The organism is Vibrio sp. GLN_1 (assembly GCF_043106015.1).
In the GTDB taxonomy this organism is placed as follows: Bacteria; Pseudomonadota; Gammaproteobacteria; order Enterobacterales; family Vibrionaceae; genus Vibrio; species Vibrio parahaemolyticus.
Genome location: NZ_JBICMD010000036.1, coordinates 264,919 through 287,444, shown reverse-complemented (window position 1 = coordinate 287,444; position 22,526 = coordinate 264,919). Strand labels below are relative to the sequence as shown.

24 protein-coding genes are annotated in these 22,526 nt (G+C 44.1%); 8 read left to right on the top strand and 16 right to left on the bottom strand.

What is annotated here, in order from left to right:
• Positions 1–710: 710 nt before the first annotated feature.
• Positions 711–1,568: a glutathione-dependent disulfide-bond oxidoreductase gene (gene yghU, locus ACF8OV_RS19125; protein ID WP_025500625.1), complete on the bottom strand. Its 858-nt coding sequence runs from the start codon at positions 1,566–1,568 to the stop codon at positions 711–713.
• Positions 1,569–1,780: 212 nt separating this feature from the next.
• Positions 1,781–2,347 carry a TetR/AcrR family transcriptional regulator gene (locus tag ACF8OV_RS19120; protein ID WP_140279193.1) on the bottom strand — a complete coding sequence of 189 codons (567 nt, stop codon included), beginning with the start codon at positions 2,345–2,347 and terminating at the stop codon, positions 1,781–1,783.
• Between the two features lie 99 nt (positions 2,348–2,446).
• Here ACF8OV_RS19120 and ACF8OV_RS19115 point away from each other — a divergent pair, with 99 nt between their 5' ends.
• Positions 2,447–2,980 carry a dihydrofolate reductase family protein gene (locus ACF8OV_RS19115; RefSeq protein ID WP_075984727.1) on the top strand — a complete coding sequence of 178 codons (534 nt, stop codon included), beginning with the start codon at positions 2,447–2,449 and terminating at the stop codon, positions 2,978–2,980.
• A 160-nt stretch (positions 2,981–3,140) separates the two neighbouring features.
• Here ACF8OV_RS19115 and ACF8OV_RS19110 read toward each other — a convergent pair whose 3' ends face one another.
• The 4 genes from ACF8OV_RS19110 to ACF8OV_RS19095 form a co-directional block, all read right to left on the bottom strand.
• Positions 3,141–3,329, bottom strand: coding sequence for a DUF1289 domain-containing protein (locus ACF8OV_RS19110; protein WP_071652982.1), 189 nt, complete (start codon positions 3,327–3,329; stop codon positions 3,141–3,143).
• 105 nt (positions 3,330–3,434) lie between these two features.
• Positions 3,435–4,097: a transmembrane anchor protein gene (locus tag ACF8OV_RS19105; protein ID WP_203504466.1), complete on the bottom strand. Its 663-nt coding sequence runs from the start codon at positions 4,095–4,097 to the stop codon at positions 3,435–3,437.
• A 19-nt stretch (positions 4,098–4,116) separates the two neighbouring features.
• A complete protein-coding gene (locus ACF8OV_RS19100; RefSeq protein WP_203504464.1) occupies positions 4,117–4,860 on the bottom strand; it encodes a HupE/UreJ family protein in 744 nt (247 codons plus the stop codon).
• Positions 4,861–5,370: 510 nt separating this feature from the next.
• On the bottom strand, positions 5,371–5,721 hold the full coding sequence (locus ACF8OV_RS19095) for a DUF3147 family protein (protein ID WP_005463347.1): 351 nt from the start codon (positions 5,719–5,721) through the stop codon (positions 5,371–5,373).
• A gap of 256 nt (positions 5,722–5,977) precedes the next feature.
• Here ACF8OV_RS19095 and rcnR point away from each other — a divergent pair, with 256 nt between their 5' ends.
• Positions 5,978–6,250: a Ni(II)/Co(II)-binding transcriptional repressor RcnR gene (rcnR, locus tag ACF8OV_RS19090; protein ID WP_025522639.1), complete on the top strand. Its 273-nt coding sequence runs from the start codon at positions 5,978–5,980 to the stop codon at positions 6,248–6,250.
• Between the two features lie 413 nt (positions 6,251–6,663).
• Here the strand turns inward: rcnR and ACF8OV_RS19085 are convergent, their stop codons facing one another.
• From ACF8OV_RS19085 to ACF8OV_RS19060, 6 genes are all read right to left on the bottom strand, one after another.
• On the bottom strand, positions 6,664–8,142 hold the full coding sequence (locus ACF8OV_RS19085; RefSeq protein ID WP_203504462.1) for a hypothetical protein: 1,479 nt from the start codon (positions 8,140–8,142) through the stop codon (positions 6,664–6,666).
• Positions 8,135–8,725: a hypothetical protein gene (locus ACF8OV_RS19080; RefSeq protein ID WP_020838097.1), complete on the bottom strand. Its 591-nt coding sequence runs from the start codon at positions 8,723–8,725 to the stop codon at positions 8,135–8,137. The genes ACF8OV_RS19085 and ACF8OV_RS19080 overlap by 8 nt, the downstream gene beginning before the upstream one ends.
• 183 nt (positions 8,726–8,908) lie before the next feature.
• Positions 8,909–9,628 carry a beta-ketoacyl-ACP reductase gene (locus ACF8OV_RS19075; protein ID WP_025505730.1) on the bottom strand — a complete coding sequence of 240 codons (720 nt, stop codon included), beginning with the start codon at positions 9,626–9,628 and terminating at the stop codon, positions 8,909–8,911.
• 268 nt (positions 9,629–9,896) lie between these two features.
• Positions 9,897–10,700 carry a metal ABC transporter permease gene (locus tag ACF8OV_RS19070; protein ID WP_025794202.1) on the bottom strand — a complete coding sequence of 268 codons (804 nt, stop codon included), beginning with the start codon at positions 10,698–10,700 and terminating at the stop codon, positions 9,897–9,899.
• A 2-nt stretch (positions 10,701–10,702) separates the two neighbouring features.
• On the bottom strand, positions 10,703–11,632 hold the full coding sequence (locus tag ACF8OV_RS19065; RefSeq protein ID WP_317676217.1) for a metal ABC transporter solute-binding protein, Zn/Mn family: 930 nt from the start codon (positions 11,630–11,632) through the stop codon (positions 10,703–10,705).
• Positions 11,622–12,764 carry a hypothetical protein gene (locus ACF8OV_RS19060; protein WP_203504460.1) on the bottom strand — a complete coding sequence of 381 codons (1,143 nt, stop codon included), beginning with the start codon at positions 12,762–12,764 and terminating at the stop codon, positions 11,622–11,624. The genes ACF8OV_RS19065 and ACF8OV_RS19060 overlap by 11 nt, the downstream gene beginning before the upstream one ends.
• Positions 12,765–12,970: 206 nt before the next feature.
• Between ACF8OV_RS19060 and ACF8OV_RS19055 the strand changes: the two genes are divergently transcribed.
• Complete coding sequence (locus ACF8OV_RS19055) at positions 12,971–13,627, top strand: cupin domain-containing protein (RefSeq protein WP_180709098.1); 657 nt, start codon at positions 12,971–12,973, stop codon at positions 13,625–13,627.
• Between the two features lie 77 nt (positions 13,628–13,704).
• Here ACF8OV_RS19055 and ACF8OV_RS19050 read toward each other — a convergent pair whose 3' ends face one another.
• Positions 13,705–13,944 carry a YdcH family protein gene (locus ACF8OV_RS19050; RefSeq protein ID WP_005464139.1) on the bottom strand — a complete coding sequence of 80 codons (240 nt, stop codon included), beginning with the start codon at positions 13,942–13,944 and terminating at the stop codon, positions 13,705–13,707.
• Positions 13,945–14,176: 232 nt separating this feature from the next.
• Here ACF8OV_RS19050 and ACF8OV_RS19045 point away from each other — a divergent pair, with 232 nt between their 5' ends.
• Complete coding sequence (locus tag ACF8OV_RS19045; RefSeq protein WP_025526689.1) at positions 14,177–15,214, top strand: DUF4382 domain-containing protein; 1,038 nt, start codon at positions 14,177–14,179, stop codon at positions 15,212–15,214.
• A 104-nt stretch (positions 15,215–15,318) separates the two neighbouring features.
• Here ACF8OV_RS19045 and ACF8OV_RS19040 read toward each other — a convergent pair whose 3' ends face one another.
• Complete coding sequence (locus tag ACF8OV_RS19040) at positions 15,319–16,188, bottom strand: GyrI-like domain-containing protein (RefSeq protein WP_025547104.1); 870 nt, start codon at positions 16,186–16,188, stop codon at positions 15,319–15,321.
• A 125-nt stretch (positions 16,189–16,313) separates the two neighbouring features.
• Here ACF8OV_RS19040 and ACF8OV_RS19035 point away from each other — a divergent pair, with 125 nt between their 5' ends.
• Both ACF8OV_RS19035 and ACF8OV_RS19030 read left to right on the top strand, forming a co-directional pair.
• Complete coding sequence (locus tag ACF8OV_RS19035) at positions 16,314–17,462, top strand: PLP-dependent aminotransferase family protein (protein ID WP_025526687.1); 1,149 nt, start codon at positions 16,314–16,316, stop codon at positions 17,460–17,462.
• Positions 17,463–17,876: 414 nt separating this feature from the next.
• Positions 17,877–18,905, top strand: a complete 1,029-nt coding sequence (locus ACF8OV_RS19030) for a hypothetical protein (protein ID WP_023585592.1) — start codon at positions 17,877–17,879, stop codon at positions 18,903–18,905.
• A 59-nt stretch (positions 18,906–18,964) separates the two neighbouring features.
• On the opposite strand, the gene ACF8OV_RS19025 is transcribed toward ACF8OV_RS19030, so the two are convergent.
• Positions 18,965–19,291 (bottom strand): DUF4156 domain-containing protein, encoded by a 327-nt coding sequence (locus ACF8OV_RS19025; protein WP_020834976.1) that lies wholly within the window; start codon positions 19,289–19,291, stop codon positions 18,965–18,967.
• A 225-nt stretch (positions 19,292–19,516) separates the two neighbouring features.
• On the opposite strand from ACF8OV_RS19025, the gene ACF8OV_RS19020 reads away from it, so the two are divergent.
• Complete coding sequence (locus ACF8OV_RS19020) at positions 19,517–20,227, top strand: lipoate--protein ligase (protein ID WP_203504458.1); 711 nt, start codon at positions 19,517–19,519, stop codon at positions 20,225–20,227.
• Positions 20,228–20,268: 41 nt separating this feature from the next.
• On the opposite strand, the gene ACF8OV_RS19015 is transcribed toward ACF8OV_RS19020, so the two are convergent.
• Positions 20,269–20,697, bottom strand: a complete 429-nt coding sequence (locus ACF8OV_RS19015; protein ID WP_021452477.1) for a VOC family protein — start codon at positions 20,695–20,697, stop codon at positions 20,269–20,271.
• Positions 20,698–20,932: 235 nt separating this feature from the next.
• Here ACF8OV_RS19015 and ACF8OV_RS19010 point away from each other — a divergent pair, with 235 nt between their 5' ends.
• Positions 20,933–22,501, top strand: coding sequence for a DEAD/DEAH box helicase (locus ACF8OV_RS19010; RefSeq protein WP_203504457.1), 1,569 nt, complete (start codon positions 20,933–20,935; stop codon positions 22,499–22,501).
• Positions 22,502–22,526: the final 25 nt, after the last annotated feature.

Genomic DNA, 22,526 nt, shown 5'->3' with positions numbered 1-22,526 from the left:
CTTTCTGGATCAATAAATTGAGTATAGCAATGAGGGACTAAACACCCACTTTTCGCTCTAAACGATAAACCACTGTTGTTTAGATTGACACGCTGTTTCTTTACCACTAGGGATTCCAAACAATGGTTATCCTTAATTTGGGTGGCAATTCGATCGCGTACTCCTACCCAATACGCCTTAAACGACGACATCATAAATATCCTCTTTAATGACATGAATAACATACACTTGAGCTTATTCCGTCACGACGAAGCAGGTCATTATTCCATATAAAAATTAATGGAAGGAATTAATAGCCCCCACTTAGATATGGTTTGGCTCTTTTTCATTTAAGAAATACGCTTTCATCTCATAATGTATTGAGATGCATATAGTTAACACTTTATGACTATTAATTAGAAAAGCGTAAGACGAAATTGTGCATATTCCATACAAAAACAAAGGATATGTCAAAGGTTAATTAGCAATTAATCAGTTATAAAACTCAAAACTAAAATTCATAACTGGCTATTATCAATAAAGACAAAAATAAATAATATCGACTTTACCATTTATAGATTTAGATGATATCAACATACGCAGTTTACTATTATTGAAAAATACATAATCAATAAACATACGAGCTATCTATTAATGATATTTAGGTCTTAGTAGAGAATATTGAGGAACAAAAAAGCGCACCTTTAATGGTGCGCTTAACATCTTTTCGTTTAAGGTTTCAGCTTCAAAACATTATCAATGTCTGTAGCACTGTGGCGCTCAGCTAGTTGCTCCCAATCTTCCCCCCAAGAGCGGTTAACAATACGACCACGTTTAACACCTTCTCGCTCATCAATCGCTTTCGCCCAACGCACAACGTTTTTGTAGCTCTCCACATCTAAAAACTCGGCTGCATCGTATGCGCGACCCAGCACCAAGTTACCGTACCAAGGCCAAGTTGCGATATCGGCAATGCTGTACTCATCACCACCTAAAAAGGCGTTGTTTGCCAGACGTTTGTCCAGTACATCCAGTTGACGCTTAACTTCCATCGTAAAGCGGTTGATTGGGTACTCGAATTTCTCAGGCGCGTACGCGTAGAAGTGACCAAAACCGCCTCCTAGGTATGGTGCAGAACCTTGCAGCCAAAATAGCCAGTTCATTACCTCGGCACGCTTCGCGCCTTCTGTTGGTAAGAAGTGACCAAACTTTTCTGCCAAGTAGAAAAGAATGTTACCCGATTCAAACACGTTGATAGGTTCATCACCTGAGCGATCAACCAGCGCCGGAATTTTAGAGTTTGGGTTTACAGCTACAAAGCCAGAACCAAATTGGTCACCATCGCCAATCTTGATCAAATACGCGTCGTATTCGGCTTCCTTTACGCCTGCCGCCAAAAGCTCCTCAAACATGATCGTCACTTTCTGACCATTAGGAGTCCCCATTGAATAAAGCTGGAATGGGTGCTCTCCAACTGGCAACTCTTGCTCGTGACGTGCGCCAGAATCGGGACGATTAATGCTCGCCCATTGGCCGCCATTTTCACTGTCGTTAGTCCAAACTCTTGGTGGTGTGTATTCGTTAGCCATTGTTATTCCTTATCGTGTTTGAATGCACCTGTAAGCTGGTTCAAATCGTTACCAGCAGCAATGCTTAAAAATCCCCACCTTAAATTGGCTGGGCATAATCAAGATATTAGGTCGGAATCTTCAAATAAAAGCCCTTCCCTCTCGATTAATTAGAACCTTTGGTTATGGGAATTTCTTTCACGATATAAGCAAAAACGTCGCGGTAATGTGAACTAGGTTCGAGATGCCAACAATGAGGAACAGATAAGGTTTAGAGGCCCATCCAACATATCAGTCTTAATTAAGCTTGCATCGTGGCAACAGCTAATCGACAGCGCAAAACCGTGTAGGTAATCTGCCAATAGATCCAAACTGTCTTGCTCTACTTGCTGGGATAAACCCAAAGGTTGAACAATCAATTGATAGCGCTCAGTAAACACTTGAGCAGGTCCGTGGGATGTCATGCTCAACATAGTTTGCAACAGCTCGTTATACTCACGTAGCAGCTCAATATAACTAGCGCACAGGTGTTTGAGTTCGTTTTGCCAATCTTCATTCGCTTGCGGTTGATAAATGTCTTCCACCAGTGATGTCGTTAACGCTTCAAGCAAAGCATTTTTGTTTTTGAAGTAGTAATAGATCGCCATAGGATCCACATCCAATTGGGTCGCTAGCAGACGAACACTTGGTATCTTTCCGTCCTTTTTCATCAATAATTTAGCCGACTCTAGGATGCTTTCTGCACTCAGTTGTGACTGCTTTGCGGTCGGTCTTCCGCGTTTCTTTTCGTTGACAGACATTTGATCTTCTCGATAAACTCAGAATTATTCTACACTGTAGAATTAATTTTAAACCAACCTTTAACTTGGCTCAAGCATCATTACTTTGATGAGGTACTCATGGCAAATATCATATTTATTGCAACCAGTCTGGACGGTTACATCGCAGATAAACAAGGCAAACTCGACTGGCTACAATCCGTACCAAATCCAGACAACATTGATACTGGCTTCGTCCCACTAATGGAGCGTATAGATGGCTTGGTAATGGGTCGTAATACATTAGATGTCGTACTGAGTTTTGGTTGCGATTGGCCGTACAGCAAGCCCGTGTTCGTACTCAGCAATACCATGACAGAAGTTCCACAAGGCTACGAAGACAAAGTTTTTTTAGTAAAAGGCGAGCTAAAAGATGTACTTGCTGACCTAAATACAAAAGGCTTTAACGAGCTTTACATCGACGGCGGCGTGACGATTCAAAACTTCCTCAAAGAAGATCTTATCGATGAAATGGTGATCACTCGCTTCCCTATCCTACTTGGCGGCGGCGCACCTTTGTTTGGTGATTTGGAACAACCACTCAATTTTAAAGTGATCAAGAGCGAAGTGGTGCTAGGCACCTTAGTTCAAACGACTTACGTGCGTGAAAGGTAATCTACCTAGATAATTTAAACAAAAGAAAAACGCCCTTCCTAGAGATAGAATGGGCATTTTTAAACGTTCTAACTTGGCGGAGCTCATTTTTGGACAAAAGCGTTTCAGTGATTTTACTAATTTAGAATAATGCGGATAACCTCAGGTATTGCGGTGTATCTTACTTGCTCCGTTCACTTCTCATTTGTGACATCCTTTTTTGGAGTTCTTTCTTTAAGATGTTCAAAGCATAAGGTTTCAGTGTTTTCCATTTCTGACATTCATCACGAGTTCTGGCACAACCCAAGCACCAACCTTTAGGATTCGAGAAATCACACAGATCGACGCAAGGACTCTTTTGTTTTTTCATACCTTTAACCTCAAATTCGCTGTGTTCAAGTAACCTTATTTATAAGCGAATCATATTAAATAGCCCCTACGAAAGTCATCTTCGTAGAGGCTAGACTTAGCTTAATTACAGAACACGCTTCATTTCTGCGTAATCACCATTCGTTTTCAGGATAACCATCACTGTTTTGTCATTACGGTTACGGAAAAACCAGCCGTGATTACCCGTGAAAGCAGCCTCTAACTCACCTTGATCGTCAGGCACGCCGCGGCCTTTTTCATAGCTAATCGAATTTCCATTGCCATCACCATGAGTATCGTAGTTGACAGGGCCACCTTTCGAGACCCATTCAAATTGAGCAACTTGGCCTTTTTCCATGACCAATTTAACTTCCGCACCTTGGCCAGGTTTCAGTGAAAGCATAATTTTGTCTTTCCAAACAGGCTCAACTGCAATAGCCACTTCAGCTTTTGGAGAAGTTACCCCTGGTTGTTGAGGTGCTACTTCGGGTTCTGGTTTAACAGGCTCATTTTGAACCGCTTTTGTGGCGACTACGACTGCGCTGTTAGCTTGGTCTTCTTCTGCTTCTTGGGCTAATTGAGCCTTAATCTCACCCATTTCAGTTAATCCCAGCGCTCTGCCCACTCCTGTTGGGTCAAGAGCGTACTCAGCAGGTAGAATGACTGTGATGAGCAGTACAATAGCGGTTCCTAGAGCAATAAAGGTTGAGCGAACAAGCTGTTTGGTTGTCGATAGCTTGGCACGATTTGGCATATCTGTGTTGTACATGATTGATTCCTTTTTCTTTTTACTGAGCAACAACGTAGCCCGTTAGTTGATAACCGATAAGCATGAAACCCAAGCTCATCATAACGACATTGACTGAGTAGGCTTGACGATAAAAACTGGTATGTCGCCTCCAAAAGCCCATCACAATCAAAATGGTGCCTAGGGCAATCAATTGCCCAATTTCTACACCAATGTTGAACGCCAGTAGATTAGGAATTAATCCATCAGGAGAAATATCATATTCGATGATCTTCGACGACAACCCAAAACCATGACAGAACCCGAACAACAAGGTTGCAAGTTTGGTATTGGGCTGTACGCCAAACCATCGCTTAAACGCGCCTAAGTTATCCATTGCCTTGTAGACCACAGATAACCCGATGATGGCATCGATAATGTAGCTGTTTATGCCAATATTGAAGTAAACACCAAGCAGCATGGTAGACGAATGTCCAAGCGCAAAAAGGCTTACATACAACGCAATGTGTTTCATTTTGTAGAGGAAGAAAATCACGCCAAATAGAAACAAGATATGATCGTATCCTGTCACCATGTGCTTCGCACCTAGATACATAAACGCAACGATATTGGTGCCAGTGATTTCTTGGATATAACCTTTGTCACCCTGTGCCACAGCATGAGCAAAAACATCAGTGCTCATCATCATGAGTAAGGCGAGAATGAGATAAAGCATCCCCTTACGAAGCGACGTCGCCATACCGATAGGCAACGTACTCACTTCGCGTAAAGAGAGTAAGTTCATAGTAACTCCATTGTTTGTTGAATCTTCTTTAGCCGCTGATTGCGGCAGTTATCAAGTAAACAACAACTCTCTTGGAGGACGCTCTATTTTGAAGGGTTTATGGATAGGCGTTCCGCTGATCTGCCTGCCATAGGTTGACACCATCACTCTCGTAAAGACGGAATGACTCAGCGCTTTTAATGTTGCACTGTCATACGTGTGATTATGATTACTCGCATCATGTTGAAATGAATACTCATCATCGACATCATGTGAATGACTGGAGGAATGGGAGTGTGCATGGTCACTATTGATAACCGATATCGCCGACAAGCTATGAGAACGAAACTCACCTATCGCAGACGTGGTCGTCCCCAATGCGACGATAAGTAGCATCAGCAAGCTAATACATTGTGTGAGTGCTATAGAAACCATACACCATCGCCGACATTGAGATAAGTCATTGAGAATGACAAAAACTCGAAATGTTATATTATAACAAAAACAAGAATTCAACCGTCATTTGTTAATTTATGTAAGTTCTATGCCAAACTCTTTAACCACAATTGCCACGATAAAAAAGCAGACGATTGAAATAATGGCACAAATACCTAACGAGAACCAAAAGGAGTATCGACTCAATAGAAACGGGAAGATCAGAAACATTGGCAACGTAGGCAGCACATACCAGAAGGTGTAGTAGGCATGATTGGCGAGCTTTTCCTGACCTTGCCCTTCGATATACATCCAAATCAAAGCCAAAATAGTCACTGTAGGCAGTGCGGCTATTAGCGCTCCCGCTTTATCACTTCTTTTCGCTACTTCAGATATCAAAACCACAATCCCAGCGGTTAATGCGTACTTAGTAATAATCCACAACATGAAATCGTTACCTTTATAAAACTGTAAGCAAAGTCATCATTACCACAGAGCTTAGCTCATCAACGACGCAACCCGTTGTATGACCAATTGAAAACTTCACACTACCTCATCGTGAAGTTCATTATTACTCTCTGTTAGTATTTCAAGTTGCGTAGAATATACTCCCCCCCTAGTATTAAATACTACCCCCCAGTATAAATTGAGTGCTACATTATCAGTTAGAATCGCTCAGCCCGTAACATAAAGAAGATAAGCCATGTCGCATACAACCAGAGATCAGAAGAAGCTCAACACCCGAGTCAGTAAAATACAGGGTCAGGTCAATGGACTTAAAAAAATGTTGGAAGAAGAGCATGAGTGCCAAGATGTGTTGCAGCAGATTGCTGCTATTCGAGGCGCGGTAAATGGCTTAATGCGAGAAGTGATCAAAGGTCACTTGCTTGAGCACGTTGTACTTGAGGAAGACAAAGATCAACGTGAAGCAGATATGGAAATAGTGCTGAAAGTTCTCGATTCTTACATCAAATAACGCGGTGGTTACAATCAGTGACCATACTCTGGTTCGAGCTGGAATGTATTAGTTTTTGTTGTTCAAAATTCAGCTCTCGTGGCACAGAAAGGGGCAATTATGAGTCAATTAGTACAGCGGTTTTTCTATTGCTCATAATTCGTATATAGCCACCACTTATGCAACTTGTTGCTTTAAATCGGCATGAGTCATGTTCGTTCAAATAGGTGTGCTAAGAAATGTTATGGGTAACCACTCTAGGTAAAATAGAACATAATGGCATGCTAACGACTCGACGAACTGCTCCAATAAAAAACGCCCTTCCTAGAGATAGGAGGGGCGTTTGTTGTGTTAAGTACCTGTGTTCAGCATCGCTCATTTTTGGACGAGGTCAGCGCAACAAATTTATGTCGTGCAATGAGCCTAATGGCTATTCATGATGCCGTTGGTAGTAGAATAGAATTAGAGTGAAGCTCATACCTAGTCTCTAGATTTTGTTTTTCTATGAAACTCTTTTCTTTCTGTGAGTAAGGATTTTTCGCTTTCAAATCAAGGAATATACCTTGATAACGCCACCCCTTACGGCGAAGTTCACTCACCGATTGCTCTCCACTTAGTAGCTTTCTTCCATACCTATCTCTGACTGTCACAATAACTTTGGTATTGTCCGGTTGCTCATCATATCCGTACCATATTAATGCCTCGGATTTTTCACCCAATATAAATGGGTCATCGTTTGGGATATTTGAGCATTGAACAACGGTAAACGTTTGGTTCTCTCTGTCTTTTTTGTCGCGTTGGTGAGATAAGTATTTTAAGCCAGCAACAGGTTTGAGTTTGTATTTGTAAGCGGCAGAATCATATTCAAAGTACGAGTCATCGTAATGTGGATACATGGCTTTTTCAAACCAATCCCCGCTTGGGTTATCGACAAATTTAATCTCTGGTTCAGCATGACTTTCAACAAAAGAAGGCGTGTATTGATAGGTCACTTCAAAGAGGTGCTCTTCCATGTCCGGCTTGGTAAGTGAATCAAAAGCTCGCCCCACAGATTTCTTGATTTTGTTAATCGAGTCAGGATGAGTTAAATAGATTTCAATTAAACCATGCCCTGCAATGTCTGCTGTGCTTGGCGCTATAGCGGTATTCGGTACAGGGACAGAGCCAATTCCCGTTAGTTGCAGGCCATTAATAACAAGGTCAGAGGTTGATAAAATATAGTCACTATCAGGGGTTAATGTTGGCGAGGCCGGCGCAATATGAACCACGTGAATATTATCAGCGTCGTATCCTAATTGAGAAACAACATACTTGTAAGATTGGTTCACCCATAAGTTTCCTTGCGAGTGAGCAATATAAATTAGCTTTTTGCCTTTCCATGTATTGGAATCATTGATGAGTTTATGCTGCATCTGAGTTTTTTCAGTATCAGGTGAATCAATCGAAGTACTCAAGAGCTGCAAAAACTCACGAATCATCGTATTCATACCTTGGCTGAGAAGGTCAGAAACAAACCCTTTAAACCATGAAAAAGTCGCACTAATTTTTTGGATGATGGAACTGTCCTGACGTCCGCTAACGATTTCCCAAAACGCTTCCCATCGGTCAAATTGCTTTTGCCCCAACTCTTGTGTTCTTTGATCAAAAGTTTCAGCAAAATCAGCTAAGACATTCAACCCGTTACTTTCAATGTAAGAGTCATTATAGAACAGTTGATATTCAACTGGCTCACCGTTGAATTGCTTGATACCAAGGGTTGATTCTATTTTCTTCCTTCCCTCGACCGCAGCGTCTTTCGACGTAGCAACGCCATTAAAAAAACTTATTGTGTAGCCTTCAATATCACAGGAGTTAGCACTGACATGCGAAGGGAATATCGTAAGAAACAAAAGTGCACTCGTTAGCTTATTCACAATACTGCTCCTCAGCTGGGAGCGATGTGCTTACTGAACCATCTTGCAAATGATTATAAGCCAAATAAGCAATGGTTCTGGCTTTAGTGTTATAGGTAAGTGCTCTTATCGTTTTTGACGTATCGATTGAATCATCTACTGGGATACCGACAAAATCCTTGCAAGCAATGACTTTTTCATACTCGAAACCAATTTTCATTGCTTTATAGATATTAGCTTCGGTCTTTTCACTCCAGTCGTAATATAGATTTTTTTGAGAGTAACGAGCGTTTTGCTTCAATGCATCGCGCACTGGCTCTGACACTTCTAACGCATTGATGAATGCCTCGATATCGTCGCGTATTCCGTCTTTATTTTCATCACGACCTGTCAGGGAATCACTTCTATCTAGTGTGTAATCAAATTTTCGATATAGCAGAGCAAATTGGTCATCAATTGTAGGTTGAGCTTTTAGCTCTTTAGCAATCTCCGGCGTTTTTTTAAAACTTTGGTGTGGTTGATTGTGATTTGGGTCTGGAGTCGGAGTGTTTTGCTGGTTACAGCCAAAGAGAATAAGCAGGCCAAGTAGCGATAATTTTTTCATATGAATAATCCATGTTTTTTATGGATATTACATGTGCGCTTTGCGGATAGACCAATTGCGTTTTGTTATACCGAGTAAATAACTGGCAATTTAACTCTCCATGTTTGTATGCATTTATCTTGAGACAAAAACGCCCTTCACCTGAGCAAAGAGCATTTTTTACTTGAGGTTATGGTTCGAACATTAAAGCACCAAACCGCCATCAATCTTGAGCACTTGTCCGGTTATAAACGCACTTTTATCAGAGACCAGAAACGCAACGCCATTGGCGATATCTTGCACCGAGCCCATACGTCCTAGGGGCGTTTTACTTTCCATCATTTGAATGACTTTTTCTGGCAGGTTCTTGGTCATGTCGGTGGTGATAAAACCAGGGGCAACACAGTTCACTCGGATTTGAGCGCCTTTTCTCGATAGCTCTTTCGCCCAGCCTTTGCTCATTGAGATGACGCCGCCTTTACTTGCACCGTAGTTACTTTGCCCAATATTGCCATCCGTACCCACGATAGAAGAAATGCTGACAATGCTACCTGCGCCCTGCTCTAGCATTACTGGCGCGACGCGTTGAGTAAGTAAGAACACAGCCTTTAAGTTCACATCGATTACGCTGTCCCAATCTTGTTCTAGCATGTCTGGCAGCAATGCATCGCGAGTAATACCCGCATTATTAACCAGCGCATCGATTCTTCCATGCTGCTCTACAATACTGTCTACCACTTCGCTAACAGCAGCGGCATCGCACAAGTTAACTTGATAACTGCTTAGCTGCGCCGACTGGCTCCATTCCACAGGCGAGATATCCAGCCCAACGACGTGGAATCCATCTTCGAGTAATTGTTCGCAAATGGCCTGCCCTATACCGCGAGCAGCCCCTGTAACTACGGCGACTTTGTCGTGTTTCATCTTGGTCTTCCTTAAATGTTGAGATTACAAACTTGCTTGATCCTAGGCGCTTATCGTTATGTGGGTTTGTGCTTCTCATACGCAAAGGATTTTATTTCGTTAATGAAACTATAGGAATATTCTGGAAGTCTGATGTGAACGAATCAAGACAACTTGATGATGTTTCTGGCGGTTCTCAAGTTGAATGCTGAAACATAGAAATGGGGCAAGACACTAACCCATTGAATACAAGCAAAAAAAGCACCATTACCGCCAATGGTGCTCTGTATTAACTCTTCATCTGTAACAACACGATTTTTCTCAGCGGTGAGAAGATATTAAAAACTAAACCCATCATAAACAGCGTAATAACAATCGTTGCACCACTAGGCAAATCATACTTTGCAGAAGCTGCTATCCCCAACAAAATACCAATTGTTCCGATACCTAAACTGGCGGTTAAAAAACGTCTACCTTTAAGGCTCGCAGCGCATAAAGCGGGAATCACCAATAAAGCAAACTCTAGGTAAATTCCCGTCAGTTTGACGGTGATCGGCATCAAAATAGCGAAGATGAGATAAAAACCGCTACCACGCATAAATTCGGGCCTTGTACGTACTAGCAACAACATCGCACCAGTGATTACCGTCAACGGCCAAACATCTTGCCATGTCGACCACAGTAGCTGACCATTCAAAATCCCTTGAATGAAATCAGCACCATGTGGGTCTTTGCTAACAAGTAACACCGCCAAAGAGGCAGATACCACAAACAAGCTGCCAATCATCGGCTCAAGATGCGGATGATTTCGCTTTTCTAATGCAGCAATCAATCCGCATAACAATAACGACATTATCCAAGGGCCAAGCATTGCACCAAGCCAAGATTCCGATAACCAAGGAATCCTCACGTACAAAGTAGATGAGTTTAGCCAATAATGACTAAGCGCCGCACCCAATGCTGCGACTTGAGCCACCGCAAGGTCGATGAAAATGATCTGCCGCTTTAATACTTGCTGGCCCAGTACGACGTTACCAATTAGCGCAATCACGCCGCACAAAATAGCCGGCGCTAACCATGCGTATTCAGTCATGATCAAAACTTCACAGCGCTAGGAGAAACAAACACATCGAGTAACTCGGCAATCACTTCATCGTACAGCTCATCTAAGTTCTGCTCTTTTGAGACCGTCAAAGGCAATTGGACGACAGGTTTGTTTGTTCGTTGTTGCAACCACATTGCGGGGCGTTGATCTTGGTGAGACGAATACACAATCGCATCAAACGAACTTGCGTCCAACTTTGTCAGTGATTGCAGATGCGAGGTCGTCGGCGATACCCCTGGTTTCGGTTCAAGATCCGCGACTTGAACCATGCCCAGCCAATCGAACAAATATCGGTAAGTGGAGTGATATCCAACGATCCGTTTCCCCTGTAATGGTTGAGCTTTTGCTTCCCATTCGTTGAGTTTTTTTCGCCAATGCGCACGAAACTTCATCCCATTGAGCTGGTAGGTTGGCGCATTTTCAGGATCAACCGCTTGCAAACGCTGAGTCACAACGCGCGAAAGCGTAATCATGTCATTCGCCGCAAACTGCACGTGCGGATTACCATGCGCATGAATGTCACCCATACTGCGATCCACATGTTGATGTGTATCCAGCATACGTACAAAACTGGCAGCGTAAATCATGCTTTTTGCCCCATTTTGCACCGCAGCATTTGAGCTTCGTGCCTGTAGCATAGGCAACCACCCTACTTCTAGCTCTGCTCCAGAACACATAGCCAAATCGGCTTGACGCATTTTCGCAATCAACGAAGGGCGAGCTTGCACGTAATGTGGATCTTGTTTATCGGTAGTAGCAGAATAGATATTTGCTTCCGGAGCGTGGCGTTGCAATAAAGCTTTCCATTCCGGCTCACAAACAAAAATATCCAAAGCCCATGTTGGAGAAGAAACAATGGCAGCAATCGCTGCCATTGTGCCTAAACCTTTAGAGATAAAGGTTAATGACTTAGAACGCATGAGCACCGTGCGCCCCAAAAGTCATGACGTATTGCAATGTAAAGACGTTCTCTTTTTCTTTGTCTTGGTTTTCTGCACGCGTGTACTGCGCACGAACAGTACCAAAGTGCGAGGAATCCCACGCAATCATCGCATCGACTTCTTTATCATTTAGCGCAGTGAAATGCATGTGGTCACCATGAGCATGACCATCGTAGCTTTCCGCTTCGCCGTAACGAACGCCAGCAGACCAGCTAGGGTTAAATCGGTATACACCCGAAACGTAATATGCTGTTAAGTTATCAGGGGATTCAGCTTCATCTTTAAATTTGCTGTCGACCACACCATCCAACAACATGTACTCGGCAGAAAACGTAAAGTTGCGGTACTTGTAGTTACCATCCGGGGCCCATTTCCAAACAAAATCAGCACCATAAAGATTCGCGCCAGTAATCGCAGCAGTGTGGCTATGTTCATGGTCATGACCGGTATCAGCATGATGATCATGGTCAGCAAATTCTTCCACCTTGCCGTTTTTGTTTCGCAGGTAACTCAAGCCAAATTGCCAACTAGAAGAATCTGAAATGTCGCTACCTAGTTTTAATGTTGAGGTAAATACACCAACGTCAGAACCCTCATCCACGGCCGACATCTTGCTGCCACTTAGCGCCTCAACACCAAATTTCACAAACAGATCTGTCGGAAGAACAAGGCCCGCTCTCACGCCATCATCATAGTAATGCGAACCAAGAAACGTTCGGTACGCTAATGGACGCTCAACAAAACTATCGGTATGCATGTGTTGGTTGTTCAAGTAACCAAAATCGGAAAGAAAACGCCCCGCTCGGACATTAAAGCCGTAAGGCAAAGCCAAGGTTTCGATAAACGCTTCTTCCAACATCAGTTCGGTGTCGTCAGCATGGCTTTCCAGCACTGTCGTCAAAGCGCCATGGAATTTATCGTCAATGTTTGCAGACAAACTAAGCTCGGTATGACCCAAGCCAAACCCTTCCTCTCGCTCTGAGTTATGACGTTGTCCATCTTGGTAATATCCGTCCAAAACGACACCAATTTGTGGATTCGACAACGTATCGGCAAAAACAGGGGATGCAAAAATGCTACCGATGACTAGAGAAACCAATTTTTTATTCACTACTTTTTCCTTATTGTTATGTTATAACATATGATTTTTGAGTTGTTATAATATAACAATTATCATTACACAAGGAATAATTGGAAATAGAACCCATTTGTATTCAGAAAACCGTTGAACATTGCTTAACCAACCATTGCATCAAATTACGTTTTTAAACATATAATTGGATCAAGAACCGACAAAATAAGTAACGGTATTTCAGTATGTTGAATATGGATTTTTCTCAAAGGGTCGTCATCGAAACAGGCAGACAAAATTGGGTTGCTAGCCCCTCTCAAGGAGTGTGGCGTAAGCCATTGGAGCGAGAGGCAAAAGAATCTGGTCACGTAACCAGTGTAGTGAAGTACGAAGCAGGATCGCGTTTTTCTCCTCACCTTCACCCTTACGGAGAAGAAATTTTTGTGCTCGATGGTGTCTTCTCTGACGAAAATGGCGACTATCCCGCGGGTTCTTATCTTCGTAACCCACCCGGCAGTCTGCACGCGCCGTTTAGCGAGAAAGGTTGTGTCATTTTGGTCAAGCTCAATCAATTTGATCCGAACGATCTTAAAACTGTTCGAATCAATACTCGAGAAACAGAATGGTTGCCTGGCATTGGCGGACTACAAGTGATGCCTTTACATGATTTTAAGCACGAGCACGTTGCGTTGGTGAAGTGGCCCAAAGGCGAAAAGTTTCAACCTCACAGACACTTTGGTGGAGAAGAAATTTTTGTGTTATCTGGCGAGTTTAGGGATGAGCTAGGTATATACCCAACACATACTTGGTTGCGATCACCCCACATGAGTGAGCACTTCCCTTTTGTAGAGGAAGAAACGGTAATTTGGGTGAAAACAGGACATTTGCCGCTCGGAAGTTGAATGGAAATGCGAAACTCTAAGAACATAACAAACAAGTAAAATCGGCTCGTTAATACGAGCCGATACTCATTGCTTGGTTAAGAACCCATAATTCGGGAGTGCAGCCAGTCTTTTAGCTCCGCTCGATTATGCTTGAGCACATTCATGGAGTGGTCGTCTATCGGGCTGCCTTGCAGCTCTAATACACGAATCTCCTTATCGAGTGCGTTGTAGTTTTTAACGTTTTCAGCAAATGATGCATCGTTTTGGCTAAGCTGAGTGATGGTATCCAAATGTTCTGGGAATTCATGGGTTAATGAGTGATTTTCACCTAACATAGAGACCTCTTGAGTGGCGTTATTGATGTTTGTCTTGCTTATTTTTTAAGCAATTCAATATTAACCATAGCACTTCATTCGGGGTGATATCGTCGAGTTGACCACACTTTTACGCAACGTATTTAATTTACAATATCTTAACTACTTGGTATTCAAAAGCTCCCGTCTCCTGCGCAAAATCTCATCATTTTCTACTACATTTAATAGACTTCCCACTAAGAAGGTAACCCCAATGAACACCATAAAATTCAGCCTAGTTGGTGCAGCGGTGGTAGTAGCGCTCTTTGGCTGTAACTCTGACAGTAATACCATCACCACGACAACCCCTGTCACTCTATCCGTCTCTGATGCGCCTATAGACGACGTTTCCGAAGTGGTCATCACTTACAGCAAAGTCGCTTTCCTTCCTCTTGATGGCGGATCACCACAAATTTTTGAGGTGTATAAAACCGATGAAGAAGGCAATTACGTGGATGAAAACGGCGATCCGATTCCTGATGGTGAAGATCCTCTGCCGTTAAGTGTTAACTTGCTCAACTATCAAGGCAGTGATGTTCAAGAGCTGGTTGAAGATGAAGTGATTCCTTCTGGCAACTACAAGTTGTGTGTGTTTGCCAATGATGGCGATCACCCCGACTACCCATCGTATGTGATTGACGAAGCGACAGGAAATCAAATCCCACTGACCGTCAAAGGCGATGGTGCTTGTCCTCAAGGCGTGGGTAAAGAGCCTAACTCTGGGGTATTGTTCTTTAATAACACCTTTGCGGTTAATCCTGATAACAATGAATTCGTGGTCGAGTTTGATCTGCGTCGAGGCTTAAAAGACGGAACGGGTCAAAACGAAGGGTACAGTATTCAGCGCACTTCGGTGACTTTGATCAACACCGTTACAACAGGTGAAATTCAGGGCGATGTCGCCGCACAAACCTATGCAGATTGCGAAATTGATACGTCCAGTACAAACGAATATGCGCACGCCGTTTACTTATATAAAGGCAGCGTCGCCAAAGAGGACATGGGGCCATTTGCTGGCGAAGACGGGAAAGCCACACCAATTGCAGCAGCTAACGTGGTTCCTGATATGGAGCAAGTCAATTACGAATACGAGTTTGGTTTTGTAGAACCCGGCACCTACTCGGTTGGCTATACCTGTACTGCAAATGATGACTCTGAAGAAGGTATTGTCGCCGGAGAAACCTTCAGTATTTATCAAGCAACAAGTGGGTTAACAGTATCGGCTGGTGCTGATACGGATGCCAATTTCTAACCACCTATCAAGAGATTCTAAAAATAAGGCAGCGCTTGTTTTGGGCTCTGCCTTTTCGTTCCATGCGACTGCATTCTTTTCGCCAAGCCGCGTGTTTCTGATGCTTAGAAAAAACTGATGGGTAGATAGAAATCCAGCTCAAACGCCTCATCATGGCTGAGGAAATGGTTTTTATGATAATGAACATAAGCGGGCGTGGAACGTTGCTTAAAGCCTGAGTTAGGCAACCACTTCTCTAATACCATACTCAGTTGAGGAAGAAGCTCACCATATACTCCCGTTAAGCGAAAAACGGCATGTAAACCACCCGGAATCGTCATTTGATTCACGACACCGCGTACTTTGAGCGGCCTATCAATCGCCATACAAGCCACATAACGACACTTGTCGAGCTCAACCCAAGCAGGGTTGGAGTGATGCAAACCATATTGAACCGAAAAGTCCCGATTCTCAGAACTTGCCCACGCTTTCAAAATCAGCCACGCATTGCGAATGGAACGGTTATAGCCCTCATGTCGAACATACGCCGCAAAGCGTTGTGGGACCTCTATAATTTTTGGTTCTGGCAACTCGCGTTTCGCAACCCGATGATAACCCGCTGCTACTTCCGGATCCTTCAAATACGGTTTTTCCGCGACTTGTAAATCATGCTTTCGCCACGCACCAGGTGACATAGCGAACGTCGCTTTAAACGCTCGGCTAAAAGAAGATACCGAGTTAAAGCCGCACTTGTTAGCAATGTCTAGCACCGATGAGCCGGTATCAAACATCAGTTGATTGGCGGCGTATTCCATTCTGGTACGGCGGATATATTGATGGATGGACTCCCCCACGACATCTTTAAAAATACGATGGAAGTGTTGTTCAGAATAGGCTGCTACATCTGCTAGCTCTTTAGCTGATAAATCTCTGCTAATGTCCTGGTGAATGTAAAACAGCACGTCATTGATTCTGGAAACTTGTTGATGGCTCACGGAGTAAACTTTCGCTCAAATAGCATAAATGGACATGTTTAACAGCATAAATGGACACACCAAGCTTGGCAATTTACCTATACTATTTCTGACATAAAAAAAGACAATTACGAGAAGCACAGCACATGGAAATCGCACAGTCATTACAACAAACTAAGTCATCCTACATTCGAGAGATCCTCGCAGCAGCGAGCGATAAGAATGTCATTTCTCTTGCGGGTGGCTTACCGGACGAAAAAACCTTCCCGATCGACTTGATGAAACCGACGCTCGAAAACCTCGCGAACATGCCAGAGGTGTTTCAATACGGCGCAACAGCAGGCTACGCACCGCTACTTAACTTTTTGACCGATTATTACCAACTGCCAGAATCTCATTTGGCGATGATCACAACGGGTTCTCAGCAAGGGCTAGATTTGATTGCGCGTGCGTACGTGAATCCGGGCGATAAAGTGGTGATGGAAGCACCAAGCTACCTTGGTGCTATGCAAGTATTCGGTTTAGTGCAAGCCAATATCGTGACCGTTTCGCAAACTGAGTGTGGCCCAAACCTTGAAGAACTCGAGCAATGCTTTTCCACACAGCAACCAAAAATGTTCTACGCCGTACCCGATTTTCACAACCCAACGGGCGTATGCTGGGCGCTAGAGACTCGCCAAAAAGTTGCCGAGCTTTGTATCCAATACGACGTTGTATTCATTGAAGACGCACCATACCGCGAGCTGCGTTTTTCTGGTGAAGCACTGCCGCTGGTTTCGGATTTCTGCCCGCAGCACTCGATCGTGTTGCGTTCATTCTCCAAAATCGCCTCACCAGGCTTGCGTATTGGTGTGGTTACCGGCAAACGCAGTTACCTTGAGCCACTCATCAAAATCAAACAAGGTGCAGATCTGCACTCTAGTATTCCTATGCAAGCATTGCTGCATGGTCTACTTCAGCATGACAATTTCGAAACACACATTTCAACCATCTGTGCGCTTTACAAATCGCGTTACGATGTCATGTTTGCTGAGCTGCAAAAGCAGCTGCCAGAAAGTTGCGTACTCAAACCTGTCGATGGTGGCATGTTTGTCTGGGTCGAAATTCCAGAATGCGACACGTTCGAACTGGCGAAAACTCTACTCGCAAACTGGGTTGCTGTGGTGCCAAGCCCGGTATTCTATCCGGAAGGTTCCAAGGTAAAAGCCGCTCTGCGTCTTAACTTTACCAATGCCACACCAGAAGAGCTGACGACGGCTGTCACTCGACTTGCGGATGTACTTAACGCTTTGTAATTGAGTACCGCGCGTTAGAACCTGCCTTTGAGATTCGAAAAAAGTCTCAAAGGCAGCATCAAAAAAGTTCCCCAAAAAAATTTATATTTTTCCTTCAAATCAACTCTCTACAGTAAGTGCCTGTTTTCTCTTGATCCTATCACTCATATAAAAATGAGAACCTAATCACGTATTTGATGGTTAGAAAAGTTACGTCTATCTTTCAGACAAAAGACATCAACTTCGCAGCATTAATGCTCTCAATTTCAGACACTTTACTCAGTCGTGGCTTAGCGATTGAGAAAACGACTAGAAAGCATCTGCGGGCATGCCCACTACGAAGGATTGACCAAAACCATTCTGAATGTCGCGAGCCAGTCGCTTGATTGGCAATTACGTCAGTGAATCGCACCAAATGACAGAGGGGTTATCAGGATGAACACTCGAACCACGACAGGACTCGTCACCACTGGCTGGTCCGTTATCTTTTCACTTTTTACCGCATTCGCCGCGTATGCGAGTACGTCTCCAAACTGTAGTGACGTATTAGCGGGCAACACAACCGCCGTATCGCAAAAAATGATGGTCTTACTGGGCGAAGACATCACCAAATCCAACCGCATCACCACGGTGATTCCAGCCCAAAACAATCCATTTGTAACCGAAGAATTGGTCTCGGTTTCCAATGATGTATCGCCCAATGGACGTTTGCCACAAAAGACATTGGAAGAGATCAGAAAAGTACGCTCAGATTTAGAAAAAGCCGCACAGGAAGTAAGCCGATTACAGGGCACTTATGAAGTCGCGTTCGTTAGCTTGATTGATGGCTACTGCCAGTTCTCGAATCACGAACTTACTCAGCATGCCAAAATCGACTTTGACCATTTGGAAGGTCTAACGCTGTATTCAATCCCAGCGCTGTTGGCAATGGTAGATCAATCGTACGCGATGGCTGAAAACCGCCTAGCAAACGAGCAAAACCAATTGAGCAACATTGAAAAAGAAAAACAGAGGCAGAAACAGCAAGCAAGTGCTGCGGCAGCCGCTCGTTACCAAGACGGTAACGTGTTGGTGAAAGTCGAGAATTTTGATGGTTCTAACGTGATGTTCTCCGTCACAAACGTAGGTTCTCAAGGTTCATTACAGCCAAACTTCAACACATTTAGTGCATATCGCACCGAAAGTGGAGAGTTGGTCTATAAGTCAGAATCTTTGCTGCATCTGGCTGATACGGCAGGCAACACGCTGCAAACGATGGGCATTGCCGAGCTTTCATCCAAAGGTGGAAACAGCTTGTCGATCTCTCCAGGAGAAACTCGAAAATTCGTCACCAGTATTGCTTCGGAAGTCGCGCCGCACGCGCAATTAAGCTTAGAGTTTCCGGCCAAAGTGCTCAATACAGAGCAAGATTTCACGCTGTCGTTTTCCGACTCTATCGCGGTAGCAACAGCCAATGTGAATTAACGGCGAGAGAGAAAGACAGGCGAGCGACGCCTGTCTTTCAGTTATGAGCAAGCAAATCGCTACTGTTTGCACTTGTAAGCGTTTGCAAACATCGTCACTGACGTAGAAAAGCTTAACGGTTGGTATAAATACAAGGTATCTGCGCCTAAATCTGCTGCCTTGATGCGCATTTGGTTTAGTGTACCCCAAACCATGTCTTTATCTGCGTGAAGCCAGTAGTCGTAAAAGTGCCCTTCTGAGCCAATCACGGTACCCATTAGTTCACAGTTTTCAATCGCATTCACATTATCCCAAAGCACCTGTACTTGCTCAGATTCTTGAGTTGGGAACGTCACACACCCCGTTAATGATGCCGCTAACGCGAGACACATCACTCGCTTTTTCATATTCATATCGCCAAAAAATTTTATAGATGGCGGATTTTATGAGTTGCTTATGCGATGACCAACAAAATATTTCTATCGCGCGTTCAAGTAGAACTAATGGACAACGGAAAAACCCAAAAAGTGGCCACGCATCTAACGAGTAAAAACCTCGCAATCACAGACCTAGCAATAAAACTGTATCTGAGATAAAACAGTAACGATTAAATACACACGAGGGATAGAGTTTTGGTTGCTAAGAATAAGCTAATTCGCTTCACAGCTACGGAAGTCGCTGATGCATTTGAAAAAGAAGATGAGCTAATTAAACAAGTTCAATCCAACCAACTCTCGCAAGTGCTATTACTTTGGCAAGTAAAAAGCCCGACGCTCGTGCTTCCCGCGGGCAAGAAATGGCCAGTGTCTAATGAATTGGAACATGCGTTAAATACGTCTGGCTGGAAGCTCTTTTCTCGTAAAACCGGTGGTGCACCAGTCCCTCAGGTACCGGGTATTATTAATCTATCCCACATCTATCACTGGCCAGAAGGTGAGCCTTACAACATCAAGAAAGCGTATCTCGATTTATGTGCGATATTAAAGGTTTTCTTTAAACAGCTCGGCGTGAAAGTGGATGTTCATGCTACGCCTTATTCCTACTGCGATGGCGAGTACAACCTCAACATTGGCGGGCAAAAAGTCGTGGGAACCGCGCAGCGTGTTTTACTTAAAAAAGGCGGCGGACAAGTGGTATTGTCACAAGCATGCATTCTGATTGATGCCGACGTCGAGAAGATTGTCGAACCAGTACGATTATGTAATCAGCTTTGTGGTCATGACGATGATATTCGTGGTGATGTCCACACACCGCTCTTCCATCATATATCCGACCGCCCATCGGTAGATTCACTCTTTCAGCAATTGACGAGTGCGTTTTTAACGCATGCAAAAGCTAAGTAATGAAAGGAGCAAGCCTCACCCTTGCTCCGAACAGCTTCTAGCTATTGGATATAGTCATTTCGTTCGCTGCCTTTCTCCGAGAAGTACTCGATAAACTCAAACAGCATACCGTGGTCTTCTAGATAGTAGACGTTCTTTCTAAATGGGTGTTCGTCGCCTCGGTGGTCGAGCTCATAACCTGCTTTGCTTAGCCTTTCGATGAGGGCTTCTACATCCGGCACCACAATCCCTATGTGTTTAAAACCTGTGAAGTGTGACGTCCAATGAGTAGCGTCGCCTTTTCCTCCTGACGAGATGGCAATATAAGAATGATCATCACCTACGTGAAACCATTCAATTGGTCGGCCAAACCAATTATCTATTTCTCCGCCGCCGCGTACTTTCCATTCAGGGATAGCGGCGGTCAAAAATTGGATCATCTTTTGTGCGTCAACGACTGAGATATTGGCGTGTTCTACATAACTGTTCATGTATGTTTTCCTTTGGGTTCTTGTTTTTTGTTCTTAATTCAACTCTAGAACCTCAAGCTAAGTTTAGGTAAAGCACCTATTTTTGCCTGCCAAAAATAAATGAGATCCAGTTCAAATATTTATCCATGACGGAATTAGTTGAAGCCTGCGCGTAAAAGCCTCAGAATGTCGCACTTTTCGCACCGATTTGTTTTCGGCGCGTTGTTATCTAACTCTACAATTGAGAATCATACATATGGGTTTTACCTCGTTAGGTCTATCTGCTCCAATCCTTAAAGCTATTCAAGAGAAAGGCTACGACACCCCTTCGCCAATTCAGGCAAAAGCAATTCCTGCTATTTTGGAAGGGAAAGACGTAATGGCAGCAGCGCAGACTGGTACAGGTAAAACTGCAGGCTTTACGCTACCGATTCTTGAGCGTTTATCGAACGGCCCTCGCGTTCGTGCTAACCAAGTTCGTGCACTTATCCTGACGCCAACGCGTGAACTTGCGGCTCAGGTGCAAGAAAACGTGTTTATGTACGGCCGTCACCTCCCACTAAGCAGTGCGGTTGTTTTTGGTGGTGTGAAGATCAACCCGCAAATGCTGCGTCTTCGCAAAGGTGCGGATGTGTTGGTTGCGACGCCAGGCCGCCTGATGGATTTGTACAACCAAAATGCGGTGAAGTTCGACCAACTAGAAGTTCTGGTACTGGATGAAGCAGACCGTATGTTGGATATGGGCTTTATCCGTGACATTCGTAAGATCCTAGCTCTGCTACCAAAACAACGTCAGAACCTACTTTTCTCGGCGACTTTCTCGGATGAAATCCGCGACCTTGCGAAAGGCTTGGTGAACAACCCGGTTGAGATTTCAGTGAACCCGGCAAACTCGACGGCGAGAACGGTTGAGCAAAGCATCTACCCAGCAGACGTGAAGAAGAAAGCACCGATGTTGGTTAAATTGATCAAAGACGGCGATTGGAAGCAAGTGCTGGTGTTTACGAAAACGAAACACGGCGCAAACCGTCTGGCGAAGTTCCTGATCGAACAAAATCTACCTGCTGCTGCCATCCACGGTAACAAGAGCCAAGGCGCGCGTACCAAAGCACTGGCGGATTTTAAATCGGGTGAAATTCGTGTGTTGGTCGCGACGGACATTGCTGCACGCGGTATCGATATTCCTCAATTACCGCAAGTGGTGAACTTTGAGCTACCTAAAGTGGCAGAAGACTACGTTCACCGCATTGGTCGTACTGGCCGCGCGGGCGAAGTAGGTAAAGCGATTTCACTGGTGTGTGCGCTAGAAGCATCTGAGCTGTTTGCGATTGAACGTTTGATTAAAGAAGTGCTACCACGTAAAGAGTTGGAAGGTTTTGCACCAACCAATGTGGTGCCAGAATCCAAACTGGATACGCGCCCAATCAAACCGAAAAAACCTAAGAAGCCGAAAAAACCAAAAGCGCCAAATGCTGAGGGCGAAAACGCTCCGGCAACCGAAAAGAAAGCGGGCAATGACGCAAACAAACCTAAACGTCGCTTCAACGGTGGTAACAACGGCAACAAAAACAGCACCAACCAAGGCGGTGCGGGCAAGCCTAAAGGCAACCGTGAAGGCCAAGGTCGTGCAAACAGTAAACCAGATGACCGCAAACCTAACGGCAACAAGCCGAATGGCAATAAACCGAGTGGAAATAGACCAAACGGTAATAAGAGTGGCAACGCTGGTAAACCGTCTGGTAACCGCAAGCCAAACAATGCTAAGCCTGCAGGAAACAAACCATCAGGCCAGCGTCGTAAGCCTCGTCCGCAGGCGGCAAACTAATCTGTAAACGGCCCCCGATAGCAAA

Excerpts from the sequence above, each read along its gene's own strand:
- ACF8OV_RS19075 (WP_025505730.1), bottom strand. The coding sequence starts at position 9,628 with ATGAAACACGACAAAGTCGCCGTAGTTACAGGGGCTGCTCGCGGTATA.
- ACF8OV_RS19080 (WP_020838097.1), bottom strand. The coding sequence starts at position 8,725 with ATGAAAAAATTATCGCTACTTGGCCTGCTTATTCTCTTTGGCTGTAAC.
- ACF8OV_RS19030 (WP_023585592.1), top strand. The coding sequence starts at position 17,877 with ATGAACACTCGAACCACGACAGGACTCGTCACCACTGGCTGGTCCGTT.
- ACF8OV_RS19010 (WP_203504457.1), top strand. The coding sequence starts at position 20,933 with ATGGGTTTTACCTCGTTAGGTCTATCTGCTCCAATCCTTAAAGCTATT.
- ACF8OV_RS19025 (WP_020834976.1), bottom strand. The coding sequence starts at position 19,291 with ATGAAAAAGCGAGTGATGTGTCTCGCGTTAGCGGCATCATTAACGGGG.
- ACF8OV_RS19115 (WP_075984727.1), top strand. The coding sequence starts at position 2,447 with ATGGCAAATATCATATTTATTGCAACCAGTCTGGACGGTTACATCGCA.
- yghU (WP_025500625.1), bottom strand. The coding sequence starts at position 1,568 with ATGGCTAACGAATACACACCACCAAGAGTTTGGACTAACGACAGTGAA.
- ACF8OV_RS19015 (WP_021452477.1), bottom strand. The coding sequence starts at position 20,697 with ATGAACAGTTATGTAGAACACGCCAATATCTCAGTCGTTGACGCACAA.
- ACF8OV_RS19045 (WP_025526689.1), top strand. The coding sequence starts at position 14,177 with ATGAACACCATAAAATTCAGCCTAGTTGGTGCAGCGGTGGTAGTAGCG.
- ACF8OV_RS19050 (WP_005464139.1), bottom strand. The coding sequence starts at position 13,944 with ATGTTAGGTGAAAATCACTCATTAACCCATGAATTCCCAGAACATTTG.
- ACF8OV_RS19100 (WP_203504464.1), bottom strand. The coding sequence starts at position 4,860 with ATGAACTTACTCTCTTTACGCGAAGTGAGTACGTTGCCTATCGGTATG.
- ACF8OV_RS19065 (WP_317676217.1), bottom strand. The coding sequence starts at position 11,632 with ATGCGTTCTAAGTCATTAACCTTTATCTCTAAAGGTTTAGGCACAATG.
- ACF8OV_RS19055 (WP_180709098.1), top strand. The coding sequence starts at position 12,971 with ATGTTGAATATGGATTTTTCTCAAAGGGTCGTCATCGAAACAGGCAGA.
- ACF8OV_RS19095 (WP_005463347.1), bottom strand. The coding sequence starts at position 5,721 with ATGTTGTGGATTATTACTAAGTACGCATTAACCGCTGGGATTGTGGTT.
- ACF8OV_RS19035 (WP_025526687.1), top strand. The coding sequence starts at position 16,314 with ATGGAAATCGCACAGTCATTACAACAAACTAAGTCATCCTACATTCGA.
- ACF8OV_RS19110 (WP_071652982.1), bottom strand. The coding sequence starts at position 3,329 with ATGAAAAAACAAAAGAGTCCTTGCGTCGATCTGTGTGATTTCTCGAAT.
- rcnR (WP_025522639.1), top strand. The coding sequence starts at position 5,978 with ATGTCGCATACAACCAGAGATCAGAAGAAGCTCAACACCCGAGTCAGT.
- ACF8OV_RS19120 (WP_140279193.1), bottom strand. The coding sequence starts at position 2,347 with ATGTCTGTCAACGAAAAGAAACGCGGAAGACCGACCGCAAAGCAGTCA.
- ACF8OV_RS19070 (WP_025794202.1), bottom strand. The coding sequence starts at position 10,700 with ATGACTGAATACGCATGGTTAGCGCCGGCTATTTTGTGCGGCGTGATT.
- ACF8OV_RS19105 (WP_203504466.1), bottom strand. The coding sequence starts at position 4,097 with ATGTACAACACAGATATGCCAAATCGTGCCAAGCTATCGACAACCAAA.